The 14662-nt window shown below is 58.6% G+C and carries 19 protein-coding genes; 10 read left to right on the forward strand and 9 right to left on the reverse strand.

All coding sequences use genetic code 11. The features are described 5' to 3' along the window. Nucleotides 1-12 precede the first annotated feature (12 nt). A complete protein-coding gene (gene acuI / locus AC1RR7_RS04320) occupies nucleotides 13-996 on the forward strand; it encodes an acrylyl-CoA reductase (NADPH) (RefSeq protein WP_493156272.1) in 984 nt (327 codons plus the stop codon). Between the two features lie 61 nt (nucleotides 997-1057). Continuing rightward, nucleotides 1058-1516, forward strand: a complete 459-nt coding sequence (locus tag AC1RR7_RS04325) for a GyrI-like domain-containing protein (protein WP_102622239.1) — start codon at nucleotides 1058-1060, stop codon at nucleotides 1514-1516. On the opposite strand, the gene ada is transcribed toward AC1RR7_RS04325, so the two are convergent. From ada to AC1RR7_RS04350, 5 genes are all read right to left on the reverse strand, one after another. Continuing rightward, entirely contained in the window at nucleotides 1513-2580 is a 1068-nt protein-coding gene (ada, locus tag AC1RR7_RS04330; protein WP_096821541.1) for a bifunctional DNA-binding transcriptional regulator/O6-methylguanine-DNA methyltransferase Ada, read from the reverse strand. The genes AC1RR7_RS04325 and ada overlap by 4 nt on opposite strands. A gap of 88 nt (nucleotides 2581-2668) precedes the next feature. Further along, nucleotides 2669-3331: a DNA oxidative demethylase AlkB gene (alkB, locus tag AC1RR7_RS04335; protein WP_102622238.1), complete on the reverse strand. Its 663-nt coding sequence runs from the start codon at nucleotides 3329-3331 to the stop codon at nucleotides 2669-2671. A gap of 5 nt (nucleotides 3332-3336) precedes the next feature. After that, nucleotides 3337-4050 (reverse strand): 2OG-Fe(II) oxygenase, encoded by a 714-nt coding sequence (locus tag AC1RR7_RS04340; RefSeq protein ID WP_493156274.1) that lies wholly within the window; start codon nucleotides 4048-4050, stop codon nucleotides 3337-3339. A gap of 92 nt (nucleotides 4051-4142) precedes the next feature. After that, entirely contained in the window at nucleotides 4143-4319 is a 177-nt protein-coding gene (locus tag AC1RR7_RS04345; RefSeq protein ID WP_493156276.1) for a hypothetical protein, read from the reverse strand. Between the two features lie 28 nt (nucleotides 4320-4347). Beyond that, nucleotides 4348-4650 (reverse strand): DUF1883 domain-containing protein, encoded by a 303-nt coding sequence (locus AC1RR7_RS04350; protein WP_007958929.1) that lies wholly within the window; start codon nucleotides 4648-4650, stop codon nucleotides 4348-4350. Between the two features lie 211 nt (nucleotides 4651-4861). On the opposite strand from AC1RR7_RS04350, the gene AC1RR7_RS04355 reads away from it, so the two are divergent. Next, nucleotides 4862-5218 carry a hypothetical protein gene (locus tag AC1RR7_RS04355; RefSeq protein WP_096821537.1) on the forward strand — a complete coding sequence of 119 codons (357 nt, stop codon included), beginning with the start codon at nucleotides 4862-4864 and terminating at the stop codon, nucleotides 5216-5218. A gap of 72 nt (nucleotides 5219-5290) precedes the next feature. Next, on the forward strand, nucleotides 5291-5521 hold the full coding sequence (locus AC1RR7_RS04360) for a hypothetical protein (RefSeq protein ID WP_096821535.1): 231 nt from the start codon (nucleotides 5291-5293) through the stop codon (nucleotides 5519-5521). 3 nt (nucleotides 5522-5524) lie between these two features. Here the strand turns inward: AC1RR7_RS04360 and AC1RR7_RS04365 are convergent, their stop codons facing one another. Beyond that, on the reverse strand, nucleotides 5525-5806 hold the full coding sequence (locus AC1RR7_RS04365; RefSeq protein ID WP_173861313.1) for a hypothetical protein: 282 nt from the start codon (nucleotides 5804-5806) through the stop codon (nucleotides 5525-5527). Between the two features lie 150 nt (nucleotides 5807-5956). Next, complete coding sequence (locus AC1RR7_RS04370) at nucleotides 5957-6145, reverse strand: hypothetical protein (protein ID WP_096821531.1); 189 nt, start codon at nucleotides 6143-6145, stop codon at nucleotides 5957-5959. Nucleotides 6146-6392: 247 nt separating this feature from the next. On the opposite strand from AC1RR7_RS04370, the gene galU reads away from it, so the two are divergent. Together galU and gorA are read left to right on the forward strand one after the other, a co-directional pair. Further along, nucleotides 6393-7232: a UTP--glucose-1-phosphate uridylyltransferase GalU gene (galU, locus tag AC1RR7_RS04375; RefSeq protein ID WP_085710029.1), complete on the forward strand. Its 840-nt coding sequence runs from the start codon at nucleotides 6393-6395 to the stop codon at nucleotides 7230-7232. 129 nt (nucleotides 7233-7361) lie between these two features. After that, nucleotides 7362-8720 carry a glutathione-disulfide reductase gene (gene gorA, locus AC1RR7_RS04380; RefSeq protein WP_493156278.1) on the forward strand — a complete coding sequence of 453 codons (1359 nt, stop codon included), beginning with the start codon at nucleotides 7362-7364 and terminating at the stop codon, nucleotides 8718-8720. Here the strand turns inward: gorA and AC1RR7_RS04385 are convergent. Further along, nucleotides 8717-9721: a DNA-binding protein gene (locus AC1RR7_RS04385; RefSeq protein WP_493156280.1), complete on the reverse strand. Its 1005-nt coding sequence runs from the start codon at nucleotides 9719-9721 to the stop codon at nucleotides 8717-8719. The genes gorA and AC1RR7_RS04385 overlap by 4 nt on opposite strands. A 177-nt stretch (nucleotides 9722-9898) precedes the next feature. Between AC1RR7_RS04385 and AC1RR7_RS04390 the strand changes: the two genes are divergently transcribed. The 3 genes from AC1RR7_RS04390 (at nucleotide 9899) to ahpF (ending at nucleotide 13228) form a co-directional block, all read left to right on the forward strand. Further along, the gene (locus AC1RR7_RS04390) at nucleotides 9899-10837 is read left to right on the forward strand and encodes a site-specific integrase (RefSeq protein ID WP_192558106.1); all 939 of its coding nucleotides are present in this window, start codon (nucleotides 9899-9901) and stop codon (nucleotides 10835-10837) included. 136 nt (nucleotides 10838-10973) lie between these two features. Then, nucleotides 10974-11537, forward strand: coding sequence for an alkyl hydroperoxide reductase subunit C (ahpC, locus tag AC1RR7_RS04395; protein ID WP_003224621.1), 564 nt, complete (start codon nucleotides 10974-10976; stop codon nucleotides 11535-11537). 128 nt (nucleotides 11538-11665) lie between these two features. Then, nucleotides 11666-13228 carry an alkyl hydroperoxide reductase subunit F gene (gene ahpF, locus AC1RR7_RS04400; protein ID WP_096821525.1) on the forward strand — a complete coding sequence of 521 codons (1563 nt, stop codon included), beginning with the start codon at nucleotides 11666-11668 and terminating at the stop codon, nucleotides 13226-13228. 91 nt (nucleotides 13229-13319) lie between these two features. Here ahpF and gloA read toward each other — a convergent pair whose 3' ends face one another. Next, complete coding sequence (gene gloA / locus AC1RR7_RS04405) at nucleotides 13320-13841, reverse strand: lactoylglutathione lyase (protein WP_102622232.1); 522 nt, start codon at nucleotides 13839-13841, stop codon at nucleotides 13320-13322. A 142-nt stretch (nucleotides 13842-13983) separates the two neighbouring features. Between gloA and AC1RR7_RS04410 the strand changes: the two genes are divergently transcribed. Further along, nucleotides 13984-14502 carry a DUF4946 domain-containing protein gene (locus tag AC1RR7_RS04410; RefSeq protein ID WP_493156282.1) on the forward strand — a complete coding sequence of 173 codons (519 nt, stop codon included), beginning with the start codon at nucleotides 13984-13986 and terminating at the stop codon, nucleotides 14500-14502. Nucleotides 14503-14662 lie beyond the last annotated feature (160 nt).

A 14662-nucleotide genomic window follows, 5' to 3' on the forward strand; every position in this document is an offset into this window, starting at 1 on the left:
TGAGAGGCAATCATGTTCAACGGCATTCTGATCGACAAAGACGACAGCGGTTATCGCGCCAGCTTGCAGAAAATCGACGAGCAGCAGTTGCCTGAAGGCGATGTGACGGTGCAAGTCGCGTACAGCACGCTCAACTTCAAGGACGGGCTGGCGATTACCGGCAGCAGCCCGGTGGTGCGCAAATTTCCGATGGTGCCGGGGATCGATCTGGCCGGTACGGTCGAGGTCAGTTCGCATCCCGACTATAAGGTCGGCGATCAGGTGCTGCTCAATGGTTGGGGCGTGGGTGAAAATCACTGGGGCGGTCTGGCCCAGAAAGCGCGGCTTAACGGCGACTGGCTGATTCCACTGCCCAAGGCGTTTTCCGCCGCGCAAGCCATGGCCATTGGCACGGCGGGCTACACGGCGATGCTGTGCATCATGGCGCTGGAGCGTAATGGCGTGACGCCGGAGCAGGGCGAAGTATTGGTCACGGGTGCCAATGGTGGGGTCGGCAGCTTTGCAATCGCCTTGTTGCACAAGCTTGGCTATCGCGTGGTGGCGTCCACCGGGCGGGTGTCGGAGCATGAATATCTGCAGCAATTGGGCGCCAGCGAAATCATTGATCGTGCGACCTTGTCCGAGCCCGGCAAGCCACTGGCGAAGGAACGTTGGGCAGCGGTCATCGATTCGGTCGGCAGCCACACATTGGCCAACGCCTGCGCCAGCACCCGCGCCGAAGGTACTGTCGCGGCATGCGGTCTGGCTCAGGGCATGGATTTCCCGGCGTCGGTGGCGCCTTTCATCTTGCGTGGTGTGACGCTGGCCGGAATCAACAGCGTGACCCAGCCCAAAGCGCGTCGAATCGAGGCGTGGGAACGTCTGGCCAAGGATCTGGATTTTTCCCTGTTGCCGCTGATCAGCCACGAAATCGGTCTCAGCGAAGCCATCGAAGCGGCCCCAAAGTTGCTCGCCGGGCAGCTGCGCGGACGGGTTGTCGTGGACGTCAATCGCTGACACATTAAGCGCCATCGCGGACCTGCCGGGCCGCACTTCAAAAAAAGGGAGTGGCACTTCGATGGATCTACAACAACAGCACGTTGAGTCGTTCACGGTTTCAGGCTTGCGCGTTCGCACCACCAACGCCGCAGAACACAAGGCCGAGACCGCGAAAATCGGCCCGATGTGGGGGCAATTCTTCGGCAAGAACCTGGCGGAGGCCATTCCCGGCAAGCTGACCGAGTCGCCGATTTACGGGGTGTACTCGGCCTATGAATCGGATGCTTCGGGGGCATTCGATGTGACGGCGGGTGTTGCCGTCGTCAATCCGCAGACGGATTTCGAAACCATTCGGATCGAAAGCGGCGAGTATCTGGTGTTCCAGGGACATGGCGCATTGCCCGATGCGGTCATTGCCACTTGGGGCCGGATCTGGAAGCACTTCGAAGCCAATCCGCAGATTCAGCGACGTTATGCCACTGACTTCGAGGCTTATTTCGGCCCCGAGTCAGTGTCGATTTACATCGGCATCCGCTAAGGCTGCGTTTCCCGGGACAACAACTCACGCTTGCGCTCCACGCCCCAGCGATAGCCCGAAAGGTTGCCGTCGCTGCGGACCACGCGATGGCAAGGGATCGCCACCGCAAGGCTGTTGGCACCGCAGGCCTGAGCCACGGCCCGAACCGCTTTTGGCGAGCCGATGCGCTGGGCGATGTCGGCATAACTGGCGGTGCTGCCAACCGGTATTTCGCGCAGCGCCTGCCAGACCCGTTCCTGAAACGCGGTGCCCCGTACATCCAGTGGCAGATCGAGACCGATGGCCGGTGCTTCGATGAAGCCGACGACGTGGGCGATCAGTTGTTCGAACTCGGCGTCGGCTCCGATCAGGTTGGCCCGGCGAAACTGATCCTGCAGGTCGCAGACCAGTTGATGGGGATCGTCCCCCAACAGAATCGCGCAAATTCCTCGATCACTCTGTGCCACCAGAATGGCGCCGAGCGAGCATTGGCCGACCGCAAAACGAATGTCGTTGTTTTGCCCGGCGGCCCGGAAGTCGCCGGGCTTCATGCCCAGCAACTGGTCAGCGGCTTCATAGAAACGGCTGTTGGAGTTGAAGCCGGCGTCGTACAACGCGTCGGTCACCGAGTCGCCATCCGCCAACCGTTGCCGCACTCTGCGTGAGCGGTGCGCCGCGGCGTAACCCTTGGGCGTCAGGCCGGTGGCGGCTTTGAATACCCGATGGAAATGGAATGAGCTCAGGCCGGCGGCATCCGCCAGTTCGTTGAGCGCTGGCAGGGTTTCCGCGGTTTCGATCTGTCGGCACGCAGCGGCTACCGTTGCGGCATGTTGTGCGGCCACGTCGCTTTGATCCTTGCTCGCCCGTTTGCTGGGGCGATAACCCGCTGCTTCGGCCTCTTCGGCGGTGTCGAAGAATTCGACATTCTGCGGCTTAGGCAAACGCGCCAGGCTGCTAGGACGGCAATAGATGCCAGTGGTTTTCACTGCGTAGACAAATTGACCGTCCGCCCGTGGGTCGCGGGCGACGACGGCGGACCAGCGTGGATCGTCTTCAATGTTCAGCGGGGTCGAAAGCGTTTTCATGATGGAGAGTCCGTTGACCTGTTGAATTTCAGGTTAACCAGTGCCGCCAACCGTAACACTCCGGCCCTTGCGGTCAAACTTTGCGCGGTTATCCGGCGGTGCGAAACGTCAGGTTGAAACGCTGTTCGCCCAACTGCGGATGCCGGCCGTACTTGATCGGCAGGACGCCGTGGTAGCGCAGCCGATCAACGCCACCCCAGATCACCATGTCGCCGTGCAGCAGTGGAATGCGCTGGCTCCTGTCGCTGCGGGCGAAACCACCGAAAAGGAACATGGCGGGCAAACCCAATGACAGAGAAACGATCGGTGCGGTGTAGGAATGTTCGTCCTTGTCCTGATGCAAAGACATTTTCGCGCCGGGGACATAGCGGTTGATCAGGCAGGAGTCCGGTATGAAATCGGAAAATCCGACTTGCTTCGCCGCTGTCTGCGCCAGGTCGCGAAAGACTTCGGGCATCTCCGGCCAAGGCTGGTGGCTGAGAGGGTCATCGACCGAGTAACGGTAACCGCTGCGGTCGGTGATCCAGCCAAGCGCTCCGCAACTGCTGGTGGCCACTGACATGCTGAAGCCGCCGGGCGTCATCATGTGCCGCAACGGGGCGCGTTCGATGACCGATTTCAGAGCCGGCAATAATTGTTCGATACGGGGAAGGGCGAAGCCGCGCAGCACCCAGGATTGTTCGCCGATCTGCTCAGCGCGTCGGGGCTGCTCGGATTCGGTGTCGGCGAACAGATCGAAGTGGGTGTGCATGATGGTCAAGTAGCGTCGTGAAAAATGATGCCCAGAGTATGCCGTTTTCCGCTGTGCAGGCGGCTGACACCGTGGCGCATGGTGACCCGATAGTCGCCGCGCACGCCTTTGACCGGGCGTTGGTTGACGGCAAAGATCAGCGCGTCGCCTTTCTTCAGGTCCATCACCAGTGGGCGAGACTGCATTCTCGGGCGTTGTTCGGTCAGGACAAACTCACCGCCGCTGAAATCCTCGCCAGGTTCTGACAGAAGAATCGCGACTTGCAGCGGGAAGACATGTTCGCCGTACAGGTCCTGATGCAAACAGTTGTAGTCCTGTGGGCCGTATTGCAGCAAGAGCGGGGTAGGCCGCAGTTGACCGGCGGCATGACAGCGTGCAAGAAACTCGCTGTGCAGGGGTGGAAAGCGTTGCGGCAAGCCCATTCGTTCATGCCAGCGATTGGCCAGGGGAACAAGGCGCGGATAAAGCGCATTGCGCAGGCGCTCCACCAATGCAGGCAACGGGTAGCGCAGATACTTGTATTCGCCGCGACCGAAACCGTGGCGGGCCATGATCACCTGTGAGCGGAACGGTTCGTTTTGCGGGTATAGCGCACTCAGGCGATCACAGGTTTGCGGGCGCAACAGCGAACGGATGATGGCGCAACCATCCTGATCCAGCTGTTGTTCCAGTGCGACCCAGTCGAGCGCGTCGAGGGGAGAGTCGGGTGACATCGGCATACTGATTCCTTGGCTTGCGTCCAGGTGATCAGTCTAGGCAGCCCGCCAGGCCGGAACACTCCGGCGCTTGCGGTCGAATTGTCACCCGCGTCTTACAACGCCTTGCTGACGCTGATGTCGCTGATCACGTCTTCGCTTTGGCCGTGCAGGGCATTCAGCGCAGCCTTGGCTTCTTCCGGCGTGCCGTTTTCCAGCTGGGCGAATTCGAAGCGGCGTTCGCCGTTCAGTTTGTACTTGATGACGTATTTGGTCGTTTGGGCCACGGTCATGCTTACCTGATTGCGTTAAGGGAGCCGATCAGCTGAGTTTCGAGCTGGAGCGACGGATGATCTTGATCGAGTGCGTCAGGGTCGGCTTGCGGGTCACGCTGATCGCACGGCGGTTGACGGTGTCGATGGTGATGTTCCAGAACCCGGTGCTCGGCGCGGTAATGCGGGCCGGAAAGGTGTCGAACGCGCCGCCGTGATAGGTATGACGGCCGCCGTTCTTGAAGCTGCGGAAGTTGGCGTCGTTCATCAGACGGATGTTGCAGGTTTGTGAGCACTGGATGACGACGATGTCGTCTTCGTTGAGGTGCTCGCGCTGGTGAATAAATTTCATGGGCGCCTCCAGAAGGGCTTTTTCTACAAAATCAAAACGATAGCAGGGTCGATTGGCGCAGTTTATCAGCCCGGACAGGTTATTATCCGGCCGTCGGGCGCCGCTTTGACAATTAAAAACAGTTATTCGCGATTTCATGTGCGTTAAATGCAATGAGCCTCGGAGAAAAACGGCATTCACGCTGTCCGAGGGTCTTTATAGGAGATTCTGTATGAAGTGGGGTGTGGTCTTTGTGCCGTTGGCATTGGCGATGGGTGGTTGCGCAAGTGTTTCGGAAATCAATGAAACACTGCCGACCATGAGCGTCATTTCCGGCAAGAAACCCCACGAGTACGCACAGTGTCTGGCCGACAAGCTGGCGCAAAGCCGCGGGGCCCTGCAAATGGAGCCGCACAAGGACGGGGTTCGGGTGATCGTGCCAGGGAAGTTGTCGTCCGGCCCGGCAGCGGTGTTTGACATTGAGGACCGCTCCGGCGGCAGCAGCATCAAGTTGCACGAGCGCATGTCCAACGTGCCGATACGTCCAAGGGATGTGCGCAATGCCGCCACGGTGTGCATTTCCGGCTGATAAACTGTCAGTCATCGGTATTGATGCCGTCCAGGTCACGCCTGGGCGGCATTGTCATTTCTGGAGATGTGCATGAAGCGAGAACAGGTGCGCGAGCGCCATAAAGAGGGGCTGATCGCGGCCACCCATGTGATTCAGAACCCGGCGAATTCGGGTGAATGGATCGTGTTTTTCAAGAAGAGCGCCGGGCGCAGTTATTTTCTGGTGGATGAAAACGACGAAGTCGAATCGTTTGGCCGTCTGGATGACCTGATTGAGGTCGTTCGCGGGCTAGGGATCAAGTTCGCCGAAATTCACATGTAGAACTTACTTGCAGACCACCACGACACTACGGTTCTTGTAGTTGCCGACATCGATACCCAGCGTTTTGTCGCTTTCCTTGGACGCCGGTGTGCCATCGGTTCCGACGATGCGATAGCCGGTGCCGGCGCAGGAGGCGTCAGCCTTTTCATAACAGGTTGCCCAGGAGTTGGCCTCGCCGGAGCAATCGATACTCAACCCTTGTTCGCCGTTGTCCAGATAAGTGGGTTGAGAGCTGGCGCAGCCGGCCAGGGCCAGAAGTGCTAACAGGGGCAGCATGCTGTGCAGCGTACGGGTGTTCATGGCGATGTCGTCTTCGGAAGGAGAGGGCTAGACGCTATGACAGCGCCAGCATGAAAAGGTTATAGCGATTGGCCACATCTTCATGTTCAAAAAAAGCCCCGCACTATGGCAGGGCTCTGGATGCGTTACAGCTGATCAGTCCTGATCCTTGCCGCGACGCTTCGGTGCAGGAGGCGTGTAATCAAGCACCGCGGCTACCTCAATCGCCATCGCTTCAGTGGGCAATGGACCGGACACATCTTCGCCGTTGGCGGCGGTGATATGCCACTGGCCATCTTTTGCCTTGGCGACGGTGTACCCGTTGATGATTTTTGCTGCGGACATCTAGCGGCCTCGTTGGCTGGTTCAAAGGCGTCATGATAACGGGAAACGGGCAAACGGGCGCGGGTCGATGCGGTGTTCCTGAATCTTTGGGCTACGCTGAATGCGCAGCTTCTGCGTGCGGATTGAACTATCCGCCAGAATATTTCTCTATGTTGACATCGGTTAGCCAGTGCGGGGCATTGTAAGGTGCACGCCGCCTGATTAGACTGCGCCGAAACTCGTACACACAGCCCTTTCAAGGACTTATATGATCAAGAAATGCTTGTTCCCAGCAGCCGGTTACGGTACTCGCTTCCTTCCAGCGACTAAAGCCATGCCCAAAGAAATGCTGCCGGTGGTAAACAAGCCACTGATCCAGTACGGCGTCGAAGAAGCTCTGGATGCTGGTCTGACTGAGATCTCCATCGTGACCGGCCGTGGCAAGCGTGCCCTGGAAGACCACTTCGACATCAGCTATGAGCTGGAAAACCAGATCAAGGGCACCGACAAAGAGAAATACCTGGTCGGTATCCGCAAGCTGTTGGACGAGTGCTCGTTCTCCTACACCCGTCAGACTGAAATGAAAGGCTTGGGTCATGCGATCCTGACCGGTCGTCCGCTGATCGGCGATGAGCCGTTTGCCGTGGTGCTGGCGGACGACCTGTGCGTCAACCTCGAAGGCGACGGCGTACTGACCCAGATGGTCAAGCTGTACAAGCAGTTCCGCTGCTCGATCATCGCCATCCAGGAAGTCGATCCGGCAGAAACCAGCAAGTACGGCGTCATTGCCGGCGAGATGATCCGCGACGACATCTACCGCGTACACAGCATGGTCGAGAAGCCAAAGCCGGAAGATGCGCCGTCCAACCTGGCGATCATTGGTCGTTACATCCTGACCCCGGACATCTTCGACCTGATCGAACAGACCGAGCCAGGCAAGGGTGGTGAAATCCAGATCACCGACGCCCTGATGAAGCAAGCCCAGAACGGCTGCGTAATGGCCTACAAGTTCAAGGGCAAGCGTTTCGACTGCGGTGGTGCCGAGGGTTACATCGAGGCAACCAACTTCTGCTTCGAAAACTTCTACAAGACTGGCAAGGCCTACTGATAGCGTCTGATCTGTCTGTACGAAAAAGCCACCTTCGGGTGGCTTTTTCATTTTTCGCCCCTATATCGGCAGGAGTGCTTGCCCAGCGGACGCCGCCGGGTATGCTGATCGCCTGCCGAGGAGATAGAAATGGCCTACGATTTTGACCTTTATGTGATTGGTGCCGGTTCCGGCGGTGTGCGGGCTGCGCGTTTTGCTGCCGGTTTCGGTGCAAAAGTGGCGGTGGCCGAGAGCCGTTATCTGGGTGGCACCTGCGTCAATGTCGGCTGTGTGCCGAAAAAACTGCTGGTGTACGGCGCGCATTTCGCCGAAGACTTTGAACAGTCGTCCGGTTTCGGCTGGAGCCTGGGCGAGGCGAATTTCAATTGGGCGACCCTGATCGCCAACAAGGATCGCGAGATCAATCGCCTGAACGGCATTTATCGCAATCTGCTGGTCAACAGTGGTGTGACCCTGCACGAAGCGCACGCGAAGATCGTTGGCCCGCATGAGGTCGAGGTCAATGGTGAGCGTTTCACCGCGAAAAATATTCTGATCGCCACGGGCGGCTGGCCCCAGATTCCGGAAATCCCGGGGCATGAGCATGCCATCAGCTCCAATCAGGCGTTTTTCCTGAAAGAGCTGCCCAAGCGTGTCCTGGTCGTCGGCGGCGGTTACATTGCGGTCGAATTTGCCGGAATCTTTCATGGTCTGGGTGCGGAGACCACGTTGCTGTATCGCGGTGATCTGTTCCTGCGCGGCTTCGACGGCTCGGTGCGCAAGCATCTGCAGGAAGAGTTGACCAAGCGCGGCATGAATCTGCAGTTCAATGCCGACATCGAGCGGGTCGACAAGCAAGCGGATGGCAGCCTGAAGGCGACCCTCAAAGATGGTCGTGTACTGGAAGCGGACTGCGTGTTCTACGCCACCGGTCGGCGTCCGATGCTGGACAATCTCGGGCTGGAAAATACCGAGGTGCAGCTGGATGAGAAGGGCTTTATCAAGGTCGATGAGCAATACCAGACCACCGAGCCGTCAATTCTTGCGCTGGGCGATGTCATCGGTCGCGTACAACTGACGCCGGTGGCGCTGGCTGAAGGCATGGCGGTGGCGCGACGTCTGTTCAAGCCAGAGCAATACCGCCCGGTGGATTACAAGATGATCCCGACAGCGGTGTTCAGCCTGCCGAATATCGGCACCGTCGGCTTGACTGAAGAAGAGGCGCGGAAGGCGGGGCACGACGTGGTGATCTACGAAAGCCGTTTCCGCCCGATGAAACTGACCCTGACCGAATGCCAGGAGCGCACGCTGATGAAGCTGGTGGTCGATGGCAAAACCGACAAGGTGCTTGGCTGTCACATGGTCGGGCCGGATGCCGGCGAGATCGTGCAGGGCCTGGCGATTGCTCTGAAGGCTGGCGCAACCAAGCGTGACTTCGACGACACCATCGGGGTGCACCCGACGGCGGCCGAAGAGTTTGTCACCATGCGCACGCCGGTCGGCGCTTAATCGTCCTTTGAAGTTTTTGCGTCTGGCGCTGCCGCAGCGGTAGTGGCCAGGCGCAAACAGTCCTGAGCCTGGGTCAGTTGCTTTTCCAGTGACTGGTTGAGCTGGGTCTGCTCGTCGACGCTCTGCTTGAGTGTCTGGCTGTCCAGCAATGCCACGCGCAAACGTTCCTGGAGGAGGGTGCGTTCGCTGTCGACACGCGTCGCTTGCTCCAGCAGTTGATCTTGACGCTGATTGCTGTGTTTGAGCTGATCCTGCAGCAGGCTCAGTTCCCGCAGTGTGCCGCGGTTTTCGGTCAGCAAGCGTTCGTTGTCGCGGTGCAATTGAGTGATTTCATCCTGGCGCACCAGTGCGCTTTGCTGCGCCTGACGCAACTCCATCTGCAACTGCTGAACCTGACTTTCGTGACGGCTCTGTTCCTGTTCGCGCTGCTCCTTGACGGCATTGCGGTAGTGCTCAAGTGCGTCGCGAGCGTGCAGGTGCTTTTCTTCCAGCGAGCGGATCTGCTCGTCCTTGTCCTGCAAGCGTAATTCGAAATCTGCCAGCGCCTGATTCAGGCCGGCATTGCGTGTCTGTTCGGTTTGCAGCATCGAGCGAGTGTCGCTCAACGCTTCGGATTCCCTGGCCAATGCAGCGCCCTGGATGTCGTGCTTTTGCTCCAGTTGCGCATGGTTCTGGCGGAGCTGATTCAGCTCTGCTTCCAATGCCTGGCGTTGCTGCTCGTACTGTTCGCGAGCCTGGTCAATCGGCTCCTGCGCCTGTTCTTTCAGACGTTGCGCCAGGCGCGTGACGAGCGCTAGCAGCTCGTCATCGATGGGTTCTGCCGAAGGGTCAGTCGGTTCGCTGCCGTCATCCAGCTCCTTCAGATAGCGATGAATAGTGGTTTTCGATCCGGTGTTGCCCAGCTCGATGCGTACTGCGTCGATGCTTGGGTGTTCGCCACGGGCGAGGATCGCTGAGCGCGCGATCTGGACTACTGCTTTGTTAACGCCGCCACGGGCCATATGTGCTCCTACGATTACGTACTGTGGTACATGCCACCAAAGTACGCAGTGTACCATGCTGAAAATAAAGTTAAATGTTTCAAGATGAACGGGCGGGATATACTGGTATTACCCCGTGTGAAGCGCCAGAATCCGCTTTTCAATCTTCAAATCAGTACATCTGCGAGAAATAAGCCCATGAGTGATATCGATCGCTATCTGCAAGCCGCCACCCGTGACAACACCCGCCGCAGTTATCGTGCGGCCGTCGAGCATTTCGAAACGGTATGGGGCGGGTTCCTGCCCGCGACGGCTGACAGCGTCGCGCGGTATCTGGTGGCTCATGCGGGCGTGCTGTCGGTCAACACGCTGAAGTTGCGCTTGTCCGCGCTCGCGCAGTGGCACAACAGTCAGGGGTTCGCCGATCCGACCAAGACGCCGGTGGTGCGCAAAGTCTTCAAGGGCATCCGTGCGCTGCATCCCGCGCAGGAAAAACAGGCCGAGCCGTTGCAACTGCGTGATCTTGAACAGACCGTGGCCTGGCTTGAACAGGAAATGAAAGAGGCCCGAGAACAACAGGACCGGCCGTTGCTACTCAGAGCATGTCGGGATCGCGCGTTGATTCTTCTGGGGTTCTGGCGGGGCTTTCGCAGTGACGAGTTGTGCCGGGTGCAGATCGAGCATGTGCAGGCCCACGCCGGCAGCGGCATCACCCTGTACCTGCCGCGCAGCAAGGGCGACCGGGAAAACCTCGGTCAGACCTATCAGGCCCCGGCGTTGCTGAAGCTGTGCCCGGTGCAGGCTTACATCGACTGGATCACCGAAGCGGCGCTCGTACGCGGCCCGGTGTTTCGCGCTGTCGATCGCTGGGGCAACCTGAGCGAGGAGGGCTTGCACGCTAACAGCGTGATTCCGCTGCTGCGACAGGCCCTGGAACGCGCCGGGATCTCCGCCGAGCGCTACACCAGCCACTCGTTGCGCCGTGGCTTTGCCACCTGGGCCCATCAAAGCGGCTGGGATCTCAAGTCGTTGATGAGTTACGTGGGCTGGAAGGATATGAAGTCCGCCATGCGCTATGTTGAAGCGAGCCCCTTTCACGGGATGGCCCGGATTACGGATAAGCCGTTGTCGTCGTAGATATCGTTTTCTTCTATTAATACAGTCCGCTAATAGCGAAAACAAATCAGCAGCATCAGGTTTGCCAATGAGCCATCCGTCGAGTGAGTGGGTAGGATTCACCCATCGAATTCACAACCCTGACGGAGAGTCATCAATGCCTATCATCAACAGCCAAGTAAAACCGTTCAAAGCTACCGCGTTCAAAAACGGCGACTTCGTACAAGTCTCGGACGCTGACCTGAAAGGCAAATGGTCCGTAGTGTTCTTCTACCCAGCCGACTTCACCTTCGTTTGCCCAACCGAGCTGGAAGACCTGGCCGACAACTACGCTGCCTTCCAGAAACTGGGCGTAGAAATCTACAGCGTTTCGACCGACACCCACTTTGCCCACGCTGCCTGGCACAACACTTCGCCAGCCATCGGCAAAATCGAATACACCATGATCGGCGACCCGACCCACGTCATCTCCCGCAACTTCGACGTGCTGATCGAAGAAGCTGGTCTGGCTGACCGTGGCACCTTCGTGATCAACCCTGAAGGCCAGATCAAAATCGTTGAACTGAACGATGGCGGCGTTGGCCGTGACGCTTCCGAGCTGCTGCGCAAAATCAAGGCTGCTCAGTACGTCGCTGCTCACCCAGGCGAAGTTTGCCCAGCCAAGTGGAAAGAAGGCGAGGCCACTCTGGCTCCGTCCCTGGACCTGGTCGGCAAGATCTAAGTCTGTGACACGCAACGCAGGGCGGAACTCCGCACCTACCTAAGTAAGCTGCACCGCCCAATAGAAAAGCCCGGGCGAGATTCGCTCGGGCTTTTTTTCGCCTCAAATAAAGTCAGGAGATCGCCCGTATGTTGGACGCCAATCTTAAAGCCCAGTTGAAATCGTACCTGGAACGGGTCACCCAGCCGATCGAGATCGTTGCTTCTCTCGATGACGGTGCGAAATCCCGTGAAATGCTCGACCTGCTGAAAGACGTTGCCAGTCTTTCGCACCAGATTACTTTGATCGACAGCGGCGACGATGCACGCAAACCGTCGTTCTCGATCAACCGCCCGGGTGCCGACATCAGCCTGCGTTTCGCCGGCATCCCGATGGGCCATGAATTCACTTCGCTGGTGCTGGCCCTGCTGCAAGTCGGTGGCCACCCTTCGAAGGCCAGTGTCGAAGTGATCGAACAGATCCGCTCGCTCAAGGGCGAGTTCAACTTCGAGACTTACTTCTCGCTGTCCTGCCAGAACTGCCCGGACGTGGTTCAGGCGCTGAACCTGATGGCCGTGCTGAACCCGAACATCCGCCACGTCGCCATCGACGGCGCGCTGTTCCAGGACGAAGTCAACGATCGCAAGATCATGGCTGTGCCGAGCATTTACCTGAACGGCGAAAACTTCGGCCAGGGCCGCATGGGCCTGGAAGAAATCCTCGCCAAACTCGACACTGGCGCCATCGAGCGTCAGGCCGAGAAAATCAGCGCCAAGCAGGCTTTTGATGTGTTGGTCGTCGGCGGTGGCCCGGCCGGTGCTTCGGCGGCAATCTATGCGGCACGTAAAGGTATTCGTACCGGCGTTGCGGCCGAGCGTTTCGGCGGTCAGGTGCTGGACACCATGGCCATCGAGAACTTCATTTCCGTGCAGGAAACCGAAGGCCCGAAACTGGCGACCGCGCTGGAAGAACACGTCAAGCAGTACGACGTCGACATCATGAACCTGCAGCGTGCCGACAAGCTGATCCCGGGCAAGAACGGTGAGTTGCACGAGGTTCGCTTTGCCAGCGGCGCAACCCTCAAAGCCAAGAGCGTGATTCTGGCGACCGGTGCGCGGTGGCGAGAAATGAACGTGCCGGGCGAGCAGGAATACCGCAACAAAGGCGTGGCGTACTGCCCGCACTGCGACGGTCCGCTGTTCAAAGGCAAGCGTGTGGCGGTGATTGGCGGCGGTAACTCCGGCGTCGAGGCGGCCATCGACCTGGCCGGTATCGTGTCCCACGTAACCTTGCTTGAGTTCGACGTACAACTGCGTGCCGACGCGGTCTTGCAACGCAAGCTGCACAGCCTGCCGAACGTCACCGTGATCACCAGTGCGTTGACCACTGAAGTCACCGGCGACGGGCAGAAGGTCAACGGCCTGCGTTACAAGGATCGCAACAGTGACGAGCTGCGCACTGTCGAGCTGGAAGGGATCTTCGTGCAGATCGGTCTGCTGCCTAACACCGATTGGCTCAAAGGCACCATCGAGCTGTCGCCGCGTGGCGAGATCATCGTCGACAACCGTGGTGAAACCTCGATCCCCGGCATCTTCGCTGCCGGTGACGTGACCACCGTGCCGTACAAGCAGATCGTGATTGCGGTAGGCGAGGGCGCCAAGGCTTCCCTCAGCGCCTTCGATCACCTGATCCGCACTTCAGCGCCGGCGTAAATCCCGGGCCTGAAAAAGAAAAACCCCATCAGCGATGATGGGGTTTTTTATTTCTTCAACGTCCTCTCCCCAAGGAAAGAGGTTTCAGCGCTTACAGCGGCGCCGGCTGAATGATCTCGACCCAGTAGCCATCCGGGTCCTTGATGAACGCCAGGCTTTTCATGCGGCCATCGGTCAGGCGCTTCTGGAAGTCGCAGCCCAGTTCTTCGAAACGTGCGCAGGCGGCGACGATGTCCGGCACCGAAATGCAGATGTGGCCAAAACCGCGCGGATCGGTGTTGCCATTGTGGTAGGCGAAGTTCGCGTCGTTTTCAGTGCCGTGGTTATGGGTCAGCTCGAGGATGCCGGGAATCGACTTCATCCACTCGGTGCGCGCAGCGGCGTCGGCCGGGATCTGCGATTTGTCGACCAGCGCGAGGAAGTACAGGCTGAATTCCGCTTCCGGGAAGTCACGTTTTTCCACCAGCGAGAAGCCCAGTACGCGGGTGTAGAAATCCAGCGACTTGGTGATGTCCTTCACGCGCAGCATGGTGTGGTTGAAGACGAAATTGCGGGTTGCGCTGTCCGGGGTGGCGGTCACGCCAGGGAAAGTGTTCAGTTCTTGCAGGCTCATGAGCCCTCCGTAACAAATTGGGGCGAGTGAATGGGCGCAATGATACGCATGCCTTGCGGCATCGCCAAACCGAAAGCGCGGGCTTGCCCTGCAGGCGGGCGGGCCTCAGACTTTACGGCTCAATCCGCGAGTGCCTCTGGTAATGATCCGACCGTTCAAATCGCTGTTCGTTTTCTTCGGCTTGTCCCTCATCGCGGCTGCGGCCTGCGCTGAGGCGCCGAGCATTACCTGGCCCGCCGGCTGGCAAGTCGAAGCGCTGCCCGAAACCACACCGGAGGTTTCCCGTCAGCGGGCGGTGAAGACTGATGCCGATGGCAATCAGGTCATGGTGATGGAGTTGACGATGACGCGTGTGGAAACGGGTCATCAGGTCAATTTGCAAGGCGTGTTGCTGGAGATGCGCAAGTCGGTACAGAAAGACTTTTTCCAGGGCGGCTATCAGAGCGTTTGCAACAAGGTTCATGCAAGCACGCTCGGTTCATTGGCGGCCCTTGAGACCACTTGCACCGTCACCGAAAACGGCCGTCATGTGCTGTCACAAACATTGGTTGCCGCAGTAGAGGCAGACAAAGCCTATGTACTTTCCTATGCCGGGCAGGCCGAGGTTTACAAGGCCAGTGCGGATGAAATAGTGGCGGCGAGAAACAGCTTGAAATTTTAGTCAGCTGTTCGGTGGTCCGTGGGGTGTTAGATACCTGAAGTGATTAAATACAAAGTTGATTGCCCGGCAATGACGCAACATCCGGAAGCATAGTTCCAGTGCAAGACGGTGTTTGGCTCTCAACTTTCGCAACAAGAAATTGTTGCATTTGTTAGATATC

Source organism: Pseudomonas sp. GW821-FHT11G12 (assembly GCF_058808055.1).

Excerpts from the sequence above, each read along its gene's own strand:
- acuI (WP_493156272.1), top strand. The coding sequence starts at position 13 with ATGTTCAACGGCATTCTGATCGACAAAGACGACAGCGGTTATCGCGCC.
- AC1RR7_RS04325 (WP_102622239.1), top strand. The coding sequence starts at position 1,058 with ATGGATCTACAACAACAGCACGTTGAGTCGTTCACGGTTTCAGGCTTG.
- ada (WP_096821541.1), bottom strand. The coding sequence starts at position 2,580 with ATGAAAACGCTTTCGACCCCGCTGAACATTGAAGACGATCCACGCTGG.
- alkB (WP_102622238.1), bottom strand. The coding sequence starts at position 3,331 with ATGCACACCCACTTCGATCTGTTCGCCGACACCGAATCCGAGCAGCCC.
- AC1RR7_RS04340 (WP_493156274.1), bottom strand. The coding sequence starts at position 4,050 with ATGCCGATGTCACCCGACTCTCCCCTCGACGCGCTCGACTGGGTCGCA.
- AC1RR7_RS04345 (WP_493156276.1), bottom strand. The coding sequence starts at position 4,319 with ATGACCGTGGCCCAAACGACCAAATACGTCATCAAGTACAAACTGAAC.
- AC1RR7_RS04350 (WP_007958929.1), bottom strand. The coding sequence starts at position 4,650 with ATGAAATTTATTCACCAGCGCGAGCACCTCAACGAAGACGACATCGTC.
- AC1RR7_RS04355 (WP_096821537.1), top strand. The coding sequence starts at position 4,862 with ATGAAGTGGGGTGTGGTCTTTGTGCCGTTGGCATTGGCGATGGGTGGT.
- AC1RR7_RS04360 (WP_096821535.1), top strand. The coding sequence starts at position 5,291 with ATGAAGCGAGAACAGGTGCGCGAGCGCCATAAAGAGGGGCTGATCGCG.
- AC1RR7_RS04370 (WP_096821531.1), bottom strand. The coding sequence starts at position 6,145 with ATGTCCGCAGCAAAAATCATCAACGGGTACACCGTCGCCAAGGCAAAA.
- galU (WP_085710029.1), top strand. The coding sequence starts at position 6,393 with ATGATCAAGAAATGCTTGTTCCCAGCAGCCGGTTACGGTACTCGCTTC.
- gorA (WP_493156278.1), top strand. The coding sequence starts at position 7,362 with ATGGCCTACGATTTTGACCTTTATGTGATTGGTGCCGGTTCCGGCGGT.
- AC1RR7_RS04385 (WP_493156280.1), bottom strand. The coding sequence starts at position 9,721 with ATGGCCCGTGGCGGCGTTAACAAAGCAGTAGTCCAGATCGCGCGCTCA.
- AC1RR7_RS04390 (WP_192558106.1), top strand. The coding sequence starts at position 9,899 with ATGAGTGATATCGATCGCTATCTGCAAGCCGCCACCCGTGACAACACC.
- ahpC (WP_003224621.1), top strand. The coding sequence starts at position 10,974 with ATGCCTATCATCAACAGCCAAGTAAAACCGTTCAAAGCTACCGCGTTC.
- ahpF (WP_096821525.1), top strand. The coding sequence starts at position 11,666 with ATGTTGGACGCCAATCTTAAAGCCCAGTTGAAATCGTACCTGGAACGG.
- gloA (WP_102622232.1), bottom strand. The coding sequence starts at position 13,841 with ATGAGCCTGCAAGAACTGAACACTTTCCCTGGCGTGACCGCCACCCCG.
- AC1RR7_RS04410 (WP_493156282.1), top strand. The coding sequence starts at position 13,984 with ATGATCCGACCGTTCAAATCGCTGTTCGTTTTCTTCGGCTTGTCCCTC.